Raw genomic sequence first — 17,778 nt, 5'->3', positions numbered from 1 at the left:
CGATATGGAAAATAAGATATGATGATGAATAAGGTATGATAATGAATAAGGTATGATAATGAATAATTGATTCAAGCTTAAATATAATTTTAATAAAGTTCATTGCATCCATAGACAAGGACATCTTATGACTACTAAAAATTTATCCCGATCATGGCTATCAATATTGGGATTGTCAATAACGATGGCTTTGGCGGGCTGTACTGGTGTAGTCAATATCCCCGCTCCCGATACCACTCCTCTGCAATCACCTTACTCTGCCAATACTAATAATGAAGCGTCTAACGCAGTCGACTTCACTCAGTGCCCATCTTTTAATCCTAAAAACAACCTGTGTACTATGCAATACGATCCTGTCTGCGTCACTATTAAGACCAAATCAGAGATAAATTATCGTACTGCAGGTAACGCCTGCTCAGCGTGTGGCACTCCGGAAGCGAGTGGTTATGTTAAGGGAGAGTGCTCATAACCTGACAAGGTTACCAGTGCATTCCATGCTTTCAGTCATAACTTTCTAGGATATTAACTACAGTCAATGAAAAGTAATATCGATACATAACACACTGCTGGCATATTTCCTAGCCGAGCCAAGATAAAAACCCAGCTTAGTGACAAGCTGGGTTTTTTATTATTGACACTAATTTTTAGCCGTTTTTAGAACGGTTACTTATTGGGCTCATTAATTTTTGGTGGGCCTTCTAATAAATGCTCATCACGGAATTCATTGGCTGAGTTATGCTCTGCAGATTCCTCAGTAGTGAACCATTGCTGGTTGCGATACAGAATCAAACGATCGCGACTTAAGCCACGTAGTAGCGCATACATCATCACCACGATCACAATAGCAAACGGGAAGCCCGAGACAATAGAGGCCGCTTGTAGTGCACCTAAGCCCCCTGCTGCCAATAATACCGCAGCAATAACGCCTTCAGTTCCTGCCCAAAATAGACGTTGAATCTTCGGTGGGTTAGTATCCCCACCAGAGGTCAACATATCGATGACAAAGCTAGCCGAATCTGACGAGGTCACAAACCACAGTACAATCATTACGATGATCAGTAGCGTCACAGGTTGTGCAAAGGGATAGGACTCCATTAACTTAAAGATCGCACTACCATAATCTGCTTGTACCGCTTCGATAAGACCAGGACTAACCATACTGGGATCAGCAGCCGCTAGCATTTCCATATGTACCGCTGCGCCACCAAAGGCTGTAAACCATAAAAACAGAATAGTAATAGGGATCAATAATACGCCTAATATAAACTCGCGAATAGTACGGCCACGAGAGATACGCGCAATGAACACCCCAACGAATGGCGACCAGCTAATCCACCATGCCCAATAGAAAGTCGTCCATGATGACTGCCAATTATCTTTACCGTCATAAGACTCAGTCCAGAGACCTAACGGGATAACCTGATGTAAATAGTTACCGATATTTTCGACAAAGCTGTTAAAGATAAACTGGGTAGGCCCTAAAATAATCACAAAGCTTAGTAGCACGATGGTTAAAAAGATATTAATATCGCTTAGGCGCTTAATGCCTTTATCAAGCCCCATAAACAAAGATAGCGCTGCTAGCATAGTGATAAAGGCAATCAAAACAATTTGTACAGTAATATTATTGGGAATACCAAATAAAGTCTCGAGGCCTGAGTTAATCTGTAATACCCCAAGACCCAAGGTGGTTACTACCCCAAACATGGTACCAAATACGGCTAAAGTATCGACTGTATGACCCCATGGGCCGTAGATTTTTTTACCTAATATTGGGTATAGTGTCGAGCGAATGGCCAGTGGTAGGCCGCGACGATAATGAAAATAAGCCAATGACAAAGCGACCATTCCGTAGAGAGCCCATACATGTAGACCATAATGCAAGAACGAGATGTTCATTGCCTGCTTAGCAGCAGCGATCGTTTCAGCCTCTCCTAATGGTGGCGCCATGAAATGATATAACGGCTCAGCCGTACCCCAATAGAGCAATCCAATACCGATACCGGCTGAAAACAGCATGCCAATCCAAGATACTAGGTTATACTCCGGCTTCTCGTTCTGATGGCCGAGCCTGATATCACCGTATCGACTAAACATCATGTAAATGCTCATAACTAAAGTTAAATTGACCACCACAATAAAGAACCAGCCAAAACGCAGAGAAATAAACGCTTTTGCTTGGCCAAACACTTCACTCGCCAAATCGTTAAAAAAGGCGCCAAAGATAATAAATGCGACAATTAGAATTGTCGAAGATAAAAACACAGGTTTGCTTACCCGTGGAAAAGGGCCCAATCGGCCAACTTTCACATGATCCATGTAGTAATCTCAAATTTTTAAGGAGCATACCTTAACAACATATTTAGTAACTATCAAATCTAGTCAGACACATTAACGGGTTGAAAACAATTAAACCCTAAGGCGGCGTGCTACCTTAGGGTTTAATGTTATGGAAATGTTAACGGTACATTACAACTAACTTATAGAGAATTAACTTCTTAATTCAGAACAATGTCATTGGCCGTTGCTTAATAAAGTTCTTAATCAGATAACTGACAAAATAACTGGTACCAGTTTTTAGTCCCCCTTAGTAAGCTTAGGTGGCCCTTTCAATAGTTTCTCATCGACGAACTCGTTAGCCGAGTTATGATCTGCTGATTCCTCAGTAATAAAGTACTGCTGCGCCCGATAAAGTATCAATCGATCTCGACTTAAGCCGCGCAACAGCGCATACATCATCACAAATATTACCAAAGCAAACGGTAGTCCAGCGACAATAGCGGCTGCTTGTAACGCACTTAATCCACCTGCTGCTAATAGTATAGCGGCAATTAAGCCTTCCATGATTGCCCAAAATAAGCGCTGAATCTTCGGTGGATTGGTATCGCCACCCGCGGTCAGCATATCAATAACGAAACTTGCTGAATCCGATGAGGTCACGAACCAAAGGACAATCATAATTACGATTAACAAGGTGATCGGCTTGGCAAGTGGATAATACTCAACCAGTTTAAAAATGGCGCTACCGCTATCCGCTTGTACCGCTTCGACCAATCCTGGACTGACCAATGCTGGGTCAAGGGCGGCTAGCAGCTCCATATGAATAGCCACACCACCAAAGGTGGTAAACCAGAAAAACAGAATCAACATGGGAATGAATAGAACACCCAATACAAACTCACGGATAGTACGACCACGGCTAATACGCGCGATAAATACCCCTACGAATGGTGCCCAGCTTACCCACCATGCCCAATAGAATATCGTCCAAGCACTCTGCCAGTCGGTATTACTATAAGACTCGCCCCATGTTGACAACGGTACTAGGGCTACTAGATAATTGCCGATATTTTCAATGAAGCTATTAAAAATGAATAGTGTTGGCCCTAGAATTACCATAAAGGCGAGCAGTACACCCGTAAAGCCCATATTAATATCACTTAAGCGCTTGATACCTTTATCAAGACCTAACATCAGAGACCCGCAAGCTAAGGCGGTTACAAACGCAATGATAATAAACTGCACCGTCAAGTTGTTTGGTATACCAAATAACCCTTCGAGGCCTGAGTTAATCTGCATGACCCCTAAACCTAGGGACGTCACTACGCCGAACATGGTACCAAATACCGCTAAGATATCGACCATATGACCCCAGCGACCGTAAATCTTTTTACCCAATATTGGATATAGCGTTGAACGAATAGATAAAGGCAGTCCACGGCGAAAATGAAAGTAAGCTAAAGACAAGGCCACTATGGTATAAATCGCCCAGGCATGTAGTCCCCAATGTAAAAATGAGATACTCATGGCCTGCTTGGCGGCTTCAACTGTTTCGGCTTCACCAAGTGGCGGTGCCATAAAATGGTATAACGGCTCAGCAGTTCCCCAATACACCAGCCCGATACCGATGCCAGCCGAAAACAACATTCCAATCCAAGAAAACAGGCTGTATTGCGGCGTCTCAGTTTGCGCCCCCAAACGAATGTCACCGTAACGGCTCGTTGCCAGATAAATACAAAGTATTAACGCTGTGTTGACTAAAATAATAAACATCCAGCCAAATTTATCGGTGATAAAGTTTTGTAAAAAGCTAAATAGCGTACCCGCAGTCTCGGTAAAAAAAGCACCAAAAATAATAAATCCAACGATAAGTAACGCTGAAGTAATAAAAACGGGCTTACTCACCCGCGGAAACGGACCTAACCTACCAACTTTTACATGATCCATTTTCTAATCTCAAATTTTAAGGAAAGTCACTTTAACAAACTAACCACTAATTATCAATTTTTTACAAAAACCAACCTGATAAAAATAATTGACTTATTTTCAATATCTTATGTTAAGTTCGCCAGTATTATAATACGTTATTGACAATAGTAACGCTCAAAAAATCCCACACTTGCTACGACATATGCGGTTCTGAGTATCGGCCAATTTATCGAGCCAGCCGTGTGAACACCTTATTTAATCAGGCAGCAATCGCAATAACTTACCATTATTGCCATCTTCTAATAACCACACTTGACCATCTACCGCCAGTACACCACGGATACGCTGACCCATGTCGTAGCGATAACGCTCATAAGGGGTATTATTAGTAGTATTACTTGCAGCCAAATTCACCACTATCAACGCTTTAGATGATAGGCCACTGATCAGCGCATTGCCTTGCCATGCCGGAAAGTCATTATAGCTACCAGTCGAATATATACTCATAGAGGACGGCGATATCACCGGCGTCCAGGTAATTTTGGGCGCGACAAGATCAGGTCGGGTATCATGATCAGGGATATCAGTGCCTGAATAATTACGCCCATTAGACACCATAGGCCAACCATAATTGCTGCCTTTTTCTATCAAATTGAACTCATCCCCGCCTTTTGGACCCATTTCATGTACCCAAAGTTTGCCTGCTTTATCAAAGACCATACCCAGTACATTACGATGACCTAGTGTCCAAACTTGCTGGGTGATGTCATTGGTATTAGTATTACGAACAAATGGATTGTCTGCTGGTACAGAGCCATCAGAATTCAGCCGTATTATTTTACCCAAGTTGACAGTCATATCTTGCGCGGGGTCTTTTGCCTGCCGATCACCAGAGCTAATATATAAATAACGTCCATCATCAGGAGAGAATAGTAAACGGTGGCTATAATGCCCTTGTCCTTTAACTTTTGGCGTCTGCTGCCAAATTGGGACGATTGATTGCAGGCTTGGTGTCATGGTCTTCAACCCCATCAGTTTGGCTTTAATGACTTTAGCCCCAAAAGTATTATTTTTAGAACCTGTACCAGCTTCTATATAACTTAGATATACCATATTGCTAGTTGCAAAGTCTGGCGCAAGAATAATATCGCCTAATCCCCCTTGCCCACCATAAGCGACTTTAGGTACCCCGCCTATTGCCGTCTTACTTCCGCTATCAGTGTCAACAACGAATAACTCCCCTGTCTTTTGGGTCACTAGCAGTTTGAGCGGTTCAGAGCTACTACCATTATCATTTTTAGGTAGCGCGGTCATAGCCCACGGCTCATCAAAGCTAGCGACGGCTTGGGTCGTAAAAGCAGGTTTATTGTTACGCGTTTTCCCATCGGATATAGAATCGTCAGATGTCTGGATGTTATTGGCTGGTTTATTATCAGCCTTTTCCACCCTTGCTGTATCTGTGTTCACCGTTGATGGGTTAGAGCAGGCAGAGGTGCTAAATAATAGTGCCATCATGCTCAAAACAGCGCTTGTACGTTTGGTATTGATTAACATTTTGGTCCCCGAAATTAGTTATTCACCCGTATCAGTTTTTTATTACAACGCAACTTATTTATAACACAGTAGAATTGCTTAGGAGGTAAAAAAATAAAACCCCTTATCCGCTGGTGCAAATAAGGGGTCGGTATTACAATCTTAGATTAAAAAATTGACGTTAAAAGACTAATAGCGTTAAAAGACTAAATAAGGGCCTAGTCTTAACTCATTCTCAGCTTATCGAAAGTGAGTTTATCGTTAGCGCCAATATCAACTTTGATGATGTCACCCGCCACAAAATCACCAGCAAGCAACCTTAAAGACAATGGATTTTCGATCTCTTGTTGAATGGCACGTTTTAGTGGACGCGCACCATAGACAGGATCGTAGCCTACCGCGACCAATTGACTCATCGCCGCATCGGACAAGGCAATGTCTAGCTCGCGCTCTTGCAAACGGCCACGCAAACGATCAATCTGAATATCAGCAATACCCGACATTTGCTCTTGACCGAGCGCATGGAAGACGACAATCTCATCAATGCGGTTGACGAACTCTGGGCGGAAATGCTCGCCGACTGAGCTCATAACTTCCGCTTTAATATCATCGTAGCTCTCGCCAACCATTTCTTGGATTTTATGCGAGCCTAAGTTACTAGTCATAATGATAACCGTGTTTTTAAAATCTACCACTCGACCTTGCGAGTCGGTCAAACGCCCGTCATCCAACACTTGTAATAGAATATTAAACACATCAGGATGCGCTTTTTCAACCTCATCAAACAGCACCACACTATAAGGCTTACGGCGTATCGCTTCGGTCAACGCACCGCCTTCTTCGTAGCCCACGTAACCTGGAGGCGCACCCACCAAACGACTGACGCTGTGTTTTTCCATATACTCACTCATATCAATTCGCACCAGCGAATCTTCAGAGTCAAACAAGAAGTTAGCAAGTGATTTGGTCAGCTCAGTTTTACCTACCCCTGTCGGTCCTAAAAATAAGAATGATCCTGAAGGACGGTTGGGATCAGACAAGCCTGCGCGACTACGACGCACCGCATTGGCAACCGCTTCTACCGCTTCATCTTGGCCAATAACGCGCTCATGTAACTTTTCTTCCATTGCCAACAGCTTATCACGCTCACCTTGCATCATTTTACTGACCGGAATACCCGTTGCTGCACTGACCACTTCTGCAATCTCATTGTCGGTGACTTTGTTACGCAATAGTTTAACACTGGGTGTGTCACTCTGCTCTTTTTGCTCAGCCAGATCGAACTCATGAATACGGCGCTCAAGCTGTGGAATAGTCTCATATTGCAGCTTAGACATCGCTTCATAATCGCCTTCGCGGCTCACTTTATCATAAGCAGTACGCGCTTTATCCAGCTCGTCTTTGAGCTGTTGGCTGCCTTTAACCAAGGCTTTTTCTGCTTGCCAAATTTCATTTAAATCAGCGTATTCTTTGTCTAATTCATCGATTTGCTGATTTAGTGATTTTAACTCAGCTTGTGCACCGGCATCTTCTTCGTTTTTGAGCACTTCGCGCTGCATTTTTAGTTGAATAAGACGGCTATCAAGCTTCCCTAAAGATTCAGGCTTACTGTCCATTTCCATTCGCAGACGGCTTGCAGCCTCATCGATCAAATCAATCGCTTTATCAGGCAGCTTACGATCGGTGATATAGCGATGACTCATGCGCGCCGCGGCAATAATGGCACTGTCTTGAATATCGACGCCATGATGTAGCTCATAGCGCTCTTTGAGACCACGCAAAATGGCAATGGTGTCTTCAACGGTTGGTTCATCGACCAGTACTTTTTGAAAACGGCGCTCAAGGGCAGCATCCTTTTCGATGTATTTGCGATATTCATCTAAGGTAGTCGCACCGACACAGTGCAGCTCACCGCGTGCCAGTGCAGGTTTTAGCATATTACCAGCATCCATGGCACCATCCGCTTTACCCGCGCCAACTAGAGTATGCAGCTCATCAATGAATAAGATCACATTACCTTCTTGTTTGGATAGATCACTGAGAACCGCTTTTAGACGTTCTTCAAACTCACCACGGAACTTCGCACCCGCTATCAATGAGCCTAAATCTAAAGACAAGACTTCTTTGCGACGTAGACCTTCTGGTACATCGCCATTAATAATTTTTTGTGCTAAGCCTTCGACAATCGCAGTTTTACCAACGCCAGGTTCACCAATGAGCACTGGGTTATTTTTGGTACGGCGTGACAGGACTTGAATAGTACGGCGTATCTCTTCATCACGGCCAATCACCGGATCGAGCTTGCCAAGTTCAGCCTGTTCCGTCAGGTTAATCGTATATTTATTTAGCGCATCGCGCTGATCTTCCGCGTTCTGGTTGTTAACGGTCTCGTTACCGCGTAGCTCTTCGATGACCACTTTGAGTTTGGCCGCAGTCACGCCAGCACTTTCAAATATTTTTTTGGTTTCGCCTTGCTCTGCTAATGCCAATATCACCCATTCAGTAGCGATGAAGTCATCGCCTTCTTTTTGTGCTTGGCGATCAGCAAGGTTCAATATTTTTACTGAGCTTGGGTTTAGATTAACGTCTCCAGTAGGCTCAGCAATAGTCGCTTGCTTGTCTAGAGCTTTTGCCACCCCATTTTTCAGTGCTGGGATAGAAGCCCCTGCTTGCTGACAGATAGACAAATTAGCTTCATCTTGCAGTAATATGCCCAGTAAATGCACAGGATCAATACCGGTATGATCATGCCCTAGTGCCAAACTTTGTGCTTCTTGAATAGCGGTTTGCAATTTTTGAGTAAATTTTTCGAATCTCATCATTATGTCCTTCTATAATTAAGGTTAAGTAGCGGAGTTTTTATAAGTATTTGAGGTTACCGCTTACTGTTAGCTATTATTTATATATGGCAGGTCAAGTCGAATTTCAACTAAGGACTGCATCACGTGGATAATAAATATTTACTTATCAGTATAAGTAGGAAATATAAGCAAATTACTTATTACTAATGATAAAAACTGCTTATGGATTTGACAGTAGCAATCCTTTTAATCATAAATAATTAATGAGTATTTTAAAGAAATATTTCAAGAGAAAATATTGAGTGATAAGCAAATTTAGATGGGTTCGATACTTAAGGAGTGTCGAGGTTTAAATGAATAGGACATTTATTATAAGCTCAAAGGTTTATCAGCCTTACTCAACGATTTCAATCGCTACTCCCAACTCTACCATGGCCATGATGTCATCCATCTCATCGTTAGTAACCGCAATACAGCCTTCAGTCCAGTCGCGTTGTTGAGTGACCGACGCCAGATGACCGCGGCCATTGGTTTGTCCATGGATCATGATATCACCGCCCGGACTAACACCTAGCGCTTTAGCTCGCGCCTTGTCAGCTGCATTCGGATAACTGACATGAATAGAACGATAAAACTTAGATTTTTCGTTTTTATAATCAAGAGTATAGCGGCCTATTGGCGTACGCTTATCACCTTGTTGTTGCTTATGACCTATTGGATTACCACCTAGGGCGATACGATAGGATTTAATCACTTTATCGTCGCTTAATAACTGCAAAGTGCGTTCAGACTTATCGACGAATACCTTATCAATAACAGCCCTATCTTGCCTATCATTTGAAGAGCTTTTTGCAGTGACAGACGAAATTTTTACATGAGCTATTGCACTGGTACTCATGAACGCACTAATACTCAGGCCAATGGCAATGAGTAGCCAATGCATATTTTTGCTAGCACTCGGATAAAAAAACAGCATAAGCCTTTCCTTACAACCAATATTTAAGGGTATTAATCGTAGTGCAACACTCTATCAAAGCGCTATGAAAGACTGTGTACAGATTGGTTAAATAAAATCAGATAGCGGCAGAATGAATCGTAGCAGATCTCTTTTATATTATAAGTCTTAGTCTTAGTTTTAAATCTACGTAATGAGTTCTATATGATAAAAACCAGTCAACTAAAATACTAAAAAAACTCTGTTACGGTACAAATAGTACAATAACAGAGTCTCACGTTGTAACGTAGGTGAGCATCTAGCTAGACCAGCTCTAAACCATACGAATCGCGCCATCTAGGCGAATCACTTCACCATTTAAATAGCTATTATCAATGATGTGGGTTACTAGTTTGGCAAACTCACTAGGTTCGCCTAAGCGTTTAGGATAAGGCACTGCCGTTTCTAGCTGCTCACGGGCTTTCTCAGGAATGCTATTCATCATTGGCGTGGCAAATACTCCAGGGGCAATAGTCATCACCCGAATGCCGTGACGTGATAGCTCGCGCGCTAATGGTAGCATTAGTCCCACAACCCCAGCTTTGGAAGACGCATAACTACCTTGGCCGACTTGCCCATCAAAGGCGGCAACGGAAGCAGTATTAATAATGATGCCTTGATCTGCATTCTTTTCTGTATCGCCACTGTCTTTTGCTGCTGCAACTCGGCTTGCAATACTAGCAGCGACTAAACGGGCCACATTAAAAGAGCCAACTAGATTGATATTGACGCCACGACTAAAAGCATCTAAATCAGCTGGATTGTTATCGCGATCTAACAGCTTCTGCACGACAGCAATACCTGCGCAGTTGATTGACCCTTGCAGGCCACCAAATGCTTGTTCGGCTAAAGTGACGGCAGCTTGCACCTCTTCACCACTAGTAACATCACAACGCATAAAGCGCGCAGTATCGCCCAGCTCTTTGACCAGTGCTTGCCCAGTTGATTCATTCAAATCTGCAATAACCACATTGCCACCTTGAGCGACGATAGCACGCACAACCGCTTCACCTAATCCTGATGCACCGCCAGTCACTAAAAAGCTATTGTCTTGAATTTTCATCATTATCCCTTAACGAATCATTGTCTAGTATTTTATTGATGGCCTATTCTAAGCAGCTTTATTTTTAATAAGCTCTACTTTGAAGAAAAAAATTGCTATTTTAAAGAATTACTACTCAATAACACTTATTAAAAAGCACGCTTAGTCTATAAAACAATATTATTCAGCCGATAGTCAGTCAATAGTTTACGCCGATAAACTGCGTAGCAAAAAGCGCTGGATCTTGCCACTTGGGGTCTTTGGTAACTCTTTAATAAACTCAACTTCACGTGGATAAGCATGTGCCGATAGACGCTCGCGTACCAAATTTTTGATTTGCTGAGCAATCTCATCGCTGCCCTCGATGCCGTCTTTAAGCACCACATAAGACTTTATCATACACCCACGTACTTCATCAGGTATGCCTACGGCAGCGGACTCTGCGACTGCTTCATGCTCTAATACGGTATTTTCAACATCGGTAGGGCCCACTCGGTAGCCTGCGGTCATGATAATGTCGTCGTCACGCCCTGAGAACCAGTAGCTGCCATCATGGTGGCGCTCTACAATGTCTCCAGTCAGGTAGTAATCATCAGCAAAGGCTTGCTTTTCGTTCCAGCTATAGCCACGGAAATAAAACGCTGGCGATTGACTGACTACGACTGCAAGCTGTCCTTGCTCGCCATCAGGTAATACTTGCATGTCATCATCTAATATTACTAGCGTATGCCCTGGCAATGCCATGCCCATTGAGCCCACTGGGCGTTCATGTTCTAACGCATGGTGCTCACAGCAAGTCATACCAGTCTCGGTTTGTCCATACTGATCACAGACCTTGCAGCCTAGATGACTCTCTACCCAACCGACAACTTCAGTATTAAGGGTCTCACCTGCTGAGTTGGCACAACGTAATGACAATTTATTGCTGTCGTTATTAGCAGCGTCTGTAGAGAACGCTTCAAATACTCCACTGGATTTCATCATGCGAAAGGCGGTCGGTGAAGAGGCCAGATTGGTAATTTTATGCCGAATCATAAAGTCGCGAGTATTAGCAGCGTCAAAACCGGCTTCATTAAAATAGGTAGTCACACCCAATAATAATGGCCCGGTAATAGCGTAATACAGACCATATGCCCAACCTGGATCAGCCATATTCCAATAATTATCAGATTGGCGCAAATCAATCGCATAACGCATATATAAATAAAACGCTGGCAACGCTGCTAAGGGTACGTTGACCCCTTTAGATTTACCTACCGTCCCTGAGGTAAACATCTGCAAAAATGGCGCATCAGTGTCTAGAATAATAGGTTCTGTCGTTTTCGGCTGTTTGGCTCTTATCTCAGCCAGCTTAATAAAATAGTTGTCATCACCCGAAGTTTGACTGTCGCTTTGACTGCCAACCATCACCATTTTGGTTTGCTGCGCTAAGTCTTTAAACTTGTCACGATTGTCATTATTGGTGAATACCACTTTAGTCTCGGCTTTATCCATACGATACTTGATAGAGTCGTAACCAAAAGCGGTAAAGAGTGGCTGATAGATCGCACCCAGTCGCCATGTGGCCAGTACTACTACCAATAGCTCAGGCGTTCTAGGCAACATAGTGGCCACCCTATCTCCTGCCTGCACACCATAAGACTGCAATAAGTTAGCCACTTGTGCACTGGCATTATCCAACTCACCAAAGGTCATGCGTGTCATTTTGCCTGCGGTATCTTCATGAACTAAGGCAATATTATCTGCGCGGCCATCTCGAACATGGCGACCACAACAGGCCATATAAGCATTTAAACGGTCATCAGGATGGGCACCAAATATTTCTTCTAATAACGTATTCATATCAAAGTTATTATAATAGTCAGCGTAGCTTTTGGGCGTTGATGCTGATACTGATACTGAATGCTCAGTATGTGAGCTTTGAGTGTCGGTGTCGGTCAAATTAGAAGCCGCCGCTGCGGTAGGGGTTGCATGTTCAGAGGTAGTAGTCATGAGCTAATCCTTTAGCGATAGAGTTTGAACTAATAAAATACAGAAACATAAAGATAGGTTATACGATATAAACCATTTTGGCATATTATATTTAAAATTACTTATTAATACCGTGACTTCATTACTATTTCAATACGTAACGTATCATTTTTATAGATACTAATGCAATAGTTAGTGATAGAACACTTGGTAATGCAATGATTAGCAAACCATAAGCTATAGTCAGTTCACAATAAAAAAGGGTCATGTATAGCAATAGCAATGTGCCACTGGTATAAATTTTTCTTGTTTGCTGTTCGCAAGCGTGACAGAGGCTGCAAAAAATTCATGCCAGTAGCACTGTACCTTTTTTAAATTGAATCAACTATATTATGACAATGTTCTTAAAAACCCTAGCAAGGCCTTTTCTTCGAAGCGCTGATGCTTTCTAGTGCGACCACGACGGGCTTGTTAGTAAGTTTCAAAAAACTGCCCTGCTAAAAATTGCTCAATAACAATCGGATGATTATAAAAAGCAATGCACACGGTAGGCGTGTTTCCCAGCTCATCGGCGACGTTCTTGACCACTTCTGCGACCAGTGCTTGACAGGTGCGGCTGTCTAGGGCGCTCGGTAATATCTCCCAAGTTCAGTTGTCCGGATTTGACGGCAGGGGTCAAACAAGTGGCCGCCGTGTTTATTGGACCACTCAAAAAAGCAATGCGCCAGCGTGTGCTCTGTATAAAAGTATCGCTACTGAAACTGATATAATGCAATACCGTAAGAATTTATAATTACTCATTTGGTCTCAGCTGTGCATCAGTAGATATTAGGCATAAGTAAACGTGAAAAACGCCAAGCGTAAAACGTTTGGCGTTTTTATTTATCATCTCAATCTAGACTAAAAAACTATTTACCATCAGTACTACTGTCCATAAACACAAAGGTAAGCAGTTTCTACCGCAACTTTAACGTTGAATTTTTGCCGCGCTTCAACGGTAAATTGCTGACCCGTTTCAAAGGTTTGCCATTCGTCACTCTCTGGCAATTTAACCGTCAATGCGCCATTGACTACACTCATAGTTTCAAATTCACTAGTGCCAAATTCATACTCACCAATCGACATAACACCAACGGTGGCTGTTTTAGTTGCCGTTTGAAAGGCGATAGAGGTTACTTTATCGTCGAAATAATTATTAACAGTTGGCATAATACTCCTTAAATTACATTTGTTTAACTTACCTGATACTGACTAAAATATTTCTAGCTTACTGTGTGACTACGTCGCTCCAGAGGCTACAAAATTTCTCTCAATCACACTTTATTGGCTTTTAAGCAAATTAATACTATTACTTTTGAAAGCTTGCATGCTTACAGTCCTGCTTTAAGACTGGCTTCAATAAACCGATCAAGATCACCATCCAGTACTGCGCCAGTATTAAAGGTCTCAACACCAGTGCGCAAGTCTTTAATGCGTGAGTCGTCGAGCACATAGGAGCGAATTTGACTGCCCCAACCGACGTCAGACTTACCATCTTCGACTGCTTGCTGCTTTTCCATACGTTTTTGCATTTCAAGCTCATACAGCTTAGCACGTAACATTTTCATAGCGGTCGCTTTATTACCATGTTGGCTACGCTCGTTTTGACAGGTCACTACGAGACCAGTAGGCTCATGGGTAATACGCACCGCCGAGTCAGTAGTGTTCACATGCTGACCGCCTGCGCCGCTTGAGCGGTAGGTGTCTATACGCAAATCAGCTGGGTTGATGTCGATATCGATATCATCATCAATCTCAGGTGATACAAAGACCGCAGCAAAAGAAGTATGACGACCATTGTTACTATCAAATGGTGACTTACGTACTAAGCGATGCACACCAATCTCGGTGCGCAACCAACCAAAAGCATAATCGCCTTTAATCGCAATCGTCGCCGACTTGATACCAGCGACCCCGCCCGATGACACTTCAATCACTTCAACTTTAAAATCGTGCGCCTCAGCCCAGCGTGTATACATACGTAATAGCATTTCCGCCCAATCTTGCGCTTCGGTGCCGCCACTACCCGATTGAATATCTAAGTAGCAATTATTAGGATCCATTTCACCGCTAAACATGCGGCGAAACTCTAAGTCAGCAACGCGTTTTTCAGCGCTATCTAATTCAGCTTGTACATCCGCTAGCAATAATTCGTCATCTTCCTCTACTGCTAAATCTAGCATGACAGACGCGTCTTCTAAAATAGTTTCAAGTGACACCACCACATCGATAACACTATCAAGATGGCTTTTTTCTTTATTAATTTTGGTCGCACGCTCTGGATCATTCCATAGCTCAGGGTTTTCTAATTCTAAGTTAACTTCTTCTAGACGTTCTTGCTTGCCATCAAAGTCAAAGATACCTCCGCAAATCCTGTCCACGCTCGGCGAGGTCTTTGATGGTTTCTTGATACGGGTTGATTTCCATAATCTTTCCTATAAATACATTTGATAATGATTAAAAATCGCTACTTAACGCTGGTATTGATTAGAGACGCTAGCATTGATCTGAAGATGGTAAAAAAAATTGGGATGCTGTGCACAAGCCAGAGAGAGCAAGGTTAAGTAAAAACTGCTATAGCCCCTCTGTATCGGTTTTGAAGTAGTCAGACGGCAAGACAATATTGTAAATGAGATTAGATCAAAGTGCTCTGCTAAATTGACCAGCTAAATTGACCAGTCTTCTACTGCCCAGCGATGCGCTAACGCATGGGCGTGTAGGGCATCATCAGGTGACACACAAATGGCCACATCTGCCCATTCAAGTAGTGGAATATCGTTTTTAGAATCAGAGTAGGCATAAGTTTTCTCAAAGCTAATACCCGCTGCTTGTTGCTTATCAAGCCATTTATCCAAGTGATAAATTTTGCCTTCTTTAAAATTAGGCTTATCAAGTAACTTACCCGTATAGCGCTGATCCTTAATCTCCAATGGCGTAGCTAAGACATTAACGTTGTCGATACCAAAACGTTCAGCAATGGCAGACACTACAAAGTCATTAGTCGCAGAAATAATCACCACGTCATGACCTAGCTTTAAATGCTCACCCAGCACTGCTAGAGCTTTTGGACGTATATGTGGTTCAATCTCACATTTAATATAGTCTTCCCGTATAGCGTACAAACGCGCCAATGGCAGAGTAGTCAAAAACTGGGCTACAAACTCATTATATTCGGTGGCATCAAGCGACCCATCAATGTATTGCTCATAAAAAGCTTGGTTGGCGGTTCGGTATTGAGCTTCATCAACCAATCCCTGGGTAACAATATATTCGCCCCATAAATAATCGCTATCGACGTCTAGCAAGGTATGATCTAAGTCAAATAGCGCTAATGTACGCGGTGTATTGTCCGTATTATCGGATAGCGTGTCAGTATTGGTGGCAGACGTGCTCATATTAAAAGTCTCATTGATCATAAATCATAAAGTTTATAGTAGTTCAGACAGGTTTACTCTGGTTGTTCAATCTCTTTTAAACCAGTCTTAAAGTTCTGACAACGGTCAGCATAATGCAGTGCAGACCATTTGATCATAACTACTTGTTGATCGGTTAAGGTTTTGACCACCTTGGCAGGCGAACCCATCACCAGTGAGTTATCTGGAATTTCTTTGCCCTCAGTAACGAGCGCTTTGGCACCAATAATACAGTTTTTACCGATTTTGGCATTATTGAGTATCACCGCACCGATACCAATTAGGCTATTATCACCGACTTCACAGCCATGTAACATCGCTAAATGACCAATGGTGACATGATTGCCGATTTTGACCTCAATACCTTGGTCGGTATGGATGACACTGTTTTCTTGCACGTTACTATAGTCACCGATATGAATACGCTCATTGTCGCCGCGAATGACCGCACCAAACCAAACGCTGGCTTGATGGCCTAAATAAACATCACCAATAACGCGTGCTGAGTCAGCAACCCAACCGTTAAAAGGCACGGCAAACTCGGGTACTTTATCTAAATATTGGTAAATCATAATGACTCCTTGTCATTTATGTCGATAGCACTTGTCGATAGCACTTGTTGATAGCACTTGTTGATAGCACTTGTTGATAGTAATTGTTGATAGTAATTGTTGATAGTAATTGTTGATAGTAATTGTTGATAGTAATTATTAGTAGGTAGCGATCAATGGCTGCTAGAGGATTATAAAAAATAGTATAGACTTTATAATATCATCACCAAAAACAGTATAATTGTCCAAATAGTATAATCACTCAACTATAAAACGCTTAAGGAATAAAGCCATGAACGGCAAAGGATATATAGCTTTTATACTATTATCGAGTAGCTTGATTATAGCCAGTCCTGCTCAAGCCGCCAATAGCTCTGGTACTGAAAAGGCAGGCGATATTATCGCAATAGCGATACCAGCAATTGCTTACGGTAGCACATATTATAAGGATGATAAATCTGGGCGTCAGCAATTTTATCAAGCGTTCGGCACTAATCTTGCGGTGACCTATGGGCTAAAAGCAATTATTGATAAGGAACGACCCAATGGTAGCGATGATAAATCATTTCCATCAAGCCATACCTCGGTCGCCTTTCAAGATGCCAGCTTTATTCACAAACGTTATGGCTTGGAATATAGTATTCCAGCTTATATTGGCGCAAGCTTTGTGGCCTATAGCCGCTTAGAGGCCGACGAGCATGATGCAGTCGATGTATTGGCTGGGGCAGCACTAGGTGTCGCTAGTAGCATGTATTTAACCAAAAGTTATAATGATCAATTGTACATTGCACCTTCATTAGCGCCAGATTATTATGGTCTAACGGTGCATTATCAATTTAAATAGCTTAATTTTTAAGGTCTCAATTTTGATACCTTGCCTGTTTAAAGCACTTTGATTAAGATGCTTTAAAGGTTAATAATATAAGTAGTAATAGACTAATATCTATTTCAAAACAAGCAGTTAACTCAAAAAATTTATCACTATTTCTTAACAGACTACTTAGTTATTTGCTACTACGCTACAAAATCGGTTGGCTATTTGGGCGTTTGTTATATATAATGCACAAAATCTGTGCCTAAGCGAGCGGACATGATGCGATTTACTCATTCACTATCTAGTGGGTTTGGTAGTTCTCATTGATAATGTCTTCTCGCTTTTTTGTGGAAAATTTTTGCCTTCGACGCTCGTCTTACTCTATTTAGTGGTAATTATAAAGATAAGAAT

13 protein-coding genes are annotated in these 17,778 nt (G+C 42.3%); 2 read left to right on the top strand and 11 right to left on the bottom strand.

Features of this window, described 5'->3' with window-relative positions:
• Nucleotides 1-127: 127 nt before the first annotated feature.
• Entirely contained in the window at nucleotides 128-469 is a 342-nt protein-coding gene (locus tag RCH20_RS01015; protein ID WP_327192277.1) for a hypothetical protein, read from the top strand.
• Between the two features lie 194 nt (nucleotides 470-663).
• Here the strand turns inward: RCH20_RS01015 and RCH20_RS01010 are convergent, their stop codons facing one another.
• The 11 genes from RCH20_RS01010 to RCH20_RS00960 all read right to left on the bottom strand — a co-directional run bounded on the left by RCH20_RS01010 (nucleotide 664) and on the right by RCH20_RS00960 (nucleotide 16,574).
• A complete protein-coding gene (locus tag RCH20_RS01010; RefSeq protein WP_327192276.1) occupies nucleotides 664-2,319 on the bottom strand; it encodes a BCCT family transporter in 1,656 nt (551 codons plus the stop codon).
• Nucleotides 2,320-2,577: 258 nt separating this feature from the next.
• On the bottom strand, nucleotides 2,578-4,227 hold the full coding sequence (locus tag RCH20_RS01005) for a BCCT family transporter (RefSeq protein WP_209956801.1): 1,650 nt from the start codon (nucleotides 4,225-4,227) through the stop codon (nucleotides 2,578-2,580).
• Nucleotides 4,228-4,464: 237 nt separating this feature from the next.
• Nucleotides 4,465-5,724, bottom strand: a complete 1,260-nt coding sequence (locus RCH20_RS01000) for a PQQ-dependent sugar dehydrogenase (RefSeq protein ID WP_442793078.1) — start codon at nucleotides 5,722-5,724, stop codon at nucleotides 4,465-4,467.
• Nucleotides 5,725-5,966: 242 nt separating this feature from the next.
• Nucleotides 5,967-8,561, bottom strand: a complete 2,595-nt coding sequence (clpB, locus tag RCH20_RS00995; protein WP_327192274.1) for an ATP-dependent chaperone ClpB — start codon at nucleotides 8,559-8,561, stop codon at nucleotides 5,967-5,969.
• A 376-nt stretch (nucleotides 8,562-8,937) separates the two neighbouring features.
• On the bottom strand, nucleotides 8,938-9,519 hold the full coding sequence (locus RCH20_RS00990) for a L,D-transpeptidase family protein (RefSeq protein WP_209956799.1): 582 nt from the start codon (nucleotides 9,517-9,519) through the stop codon (nucleotides 8,938-8,940).
• A 292-nt stretch (nucleotides 9,520-9,811) separates the two neighbouring features.
• Nucleotides 9,812-10,600 carry an SDR family NAD(P)-dependent oxidoreductase gene (locus RCH20_RS00985; protein WP_327192272.1) on the bottom strand — a complete coding sequence of 263 codons (789 nt, stop codon included), beginning with the start codon at nucleotides 10,598-10,600 and terminating at the stop codon, nucleotides 9,812-9,814.
• A gap of 186 nt (nucleotides 10,601-10,786) precedes the next feature.
• Nucleotides 10,787-12,571 (bottom strand): AMP-binding protein, encoded by a 1,785-nt coding sequence (locus tag RCH20_RS00980; RefSeq protein ID WP_327192271.1) that lies wholly within the window; start codon nucleotides 12,569-12,571, stop codon nucleotides 10,787-10,789.
• Nucleotides 12,572-13,474: 903 nt separating this feature from the next.
• Nucleotides 13,475-13,759: a pyrimidine/purine nucleoside phosphorylase gene (gene ppnP, locus RCH20_RS00975; RefSeq protein ID WP_327192270.1), complete on the bottom strand. Its 285-nt coding sequence runs from the start codon at nucleotides 13,757-13,759 to the stop codon at nucleotides 13,475-13,477.
• 161 nt (nucleotides 13,760-13,920) lie between these two features.
• Nucleotides 13,921-15,016 (bottom strand): peptide chain release factor 2 gene (gene prfB / locus RCH20_RS00970; protein ID WP_327192269.1). Its coding sequence is split into 2 segments (ribosomal slippage): nucleotides 13,921-14,943 and nucleotides 14,945-15,016, totalling 1,095 coding nucleotides; the frame shifts between segments, so codons are not numbered across the junction.
• Between the two features lie 239 nt (nucleotides 15,017-15,255).
• Nucleotides 15,256-15,984 (bottom strand): HAD family hydrolase, encoded by a 729-nt coding sequence (locus RCH20_RS00965; RefSeq protein ID WP_327192268.1) that lies wholly within the window; start codon nucleotides 15,982-15,984, stop codon nucleotides 15,256-15,258.
• Between the two features lie 53 nt (nucleotides 15,985-16,037).
• Nucleotides 16,038-16,574: a gamma carbonic anhydrase family protein gene (locus RCH20_RS00960; protein WP_327192267.1), complete on the bottom strand. Its 537-nt coding sequence runs from the start codon at nucleotides 16,572-16,574 to the stop codon at nucleotides 16,038-16,040.
• 271 nt (nucleotides 16,575-16,845) lie between these two features.
• On the opposite strand from RCH20_RS00960, the gene RCH20_RS00955 reads away from it, so the two are divergent.
• Nucleotides 16,846-17,397, top strand: coding sequence for a phosphatase PAP2 family protein (locus RCH20_RS00955; protein WP_327192266.1), 552 nt, complete (start codon nucleotides 16,846-16,848; stop codon nucleotides 17,395-17,397).
• The last annotated feature ends 381 nt before the right edge of the window (nucleotides 17,398-17,778 follow it).

It is taken from the genome of Psychrobacter sp. PL15, assembly GCF_035984995.1.
Taxonomy (GTDB): domain Bacteria; phylum Pseudomonadota; class Gammaproteobacteria; order Pseudomonadales; family Moraxellaceae; genus Psychrobacter.
The sequence above is the reverse complement of the archived record's forward strand: the minus strand, read 5'-3'. Positions and strand labels throughout refer to the sequence as shown.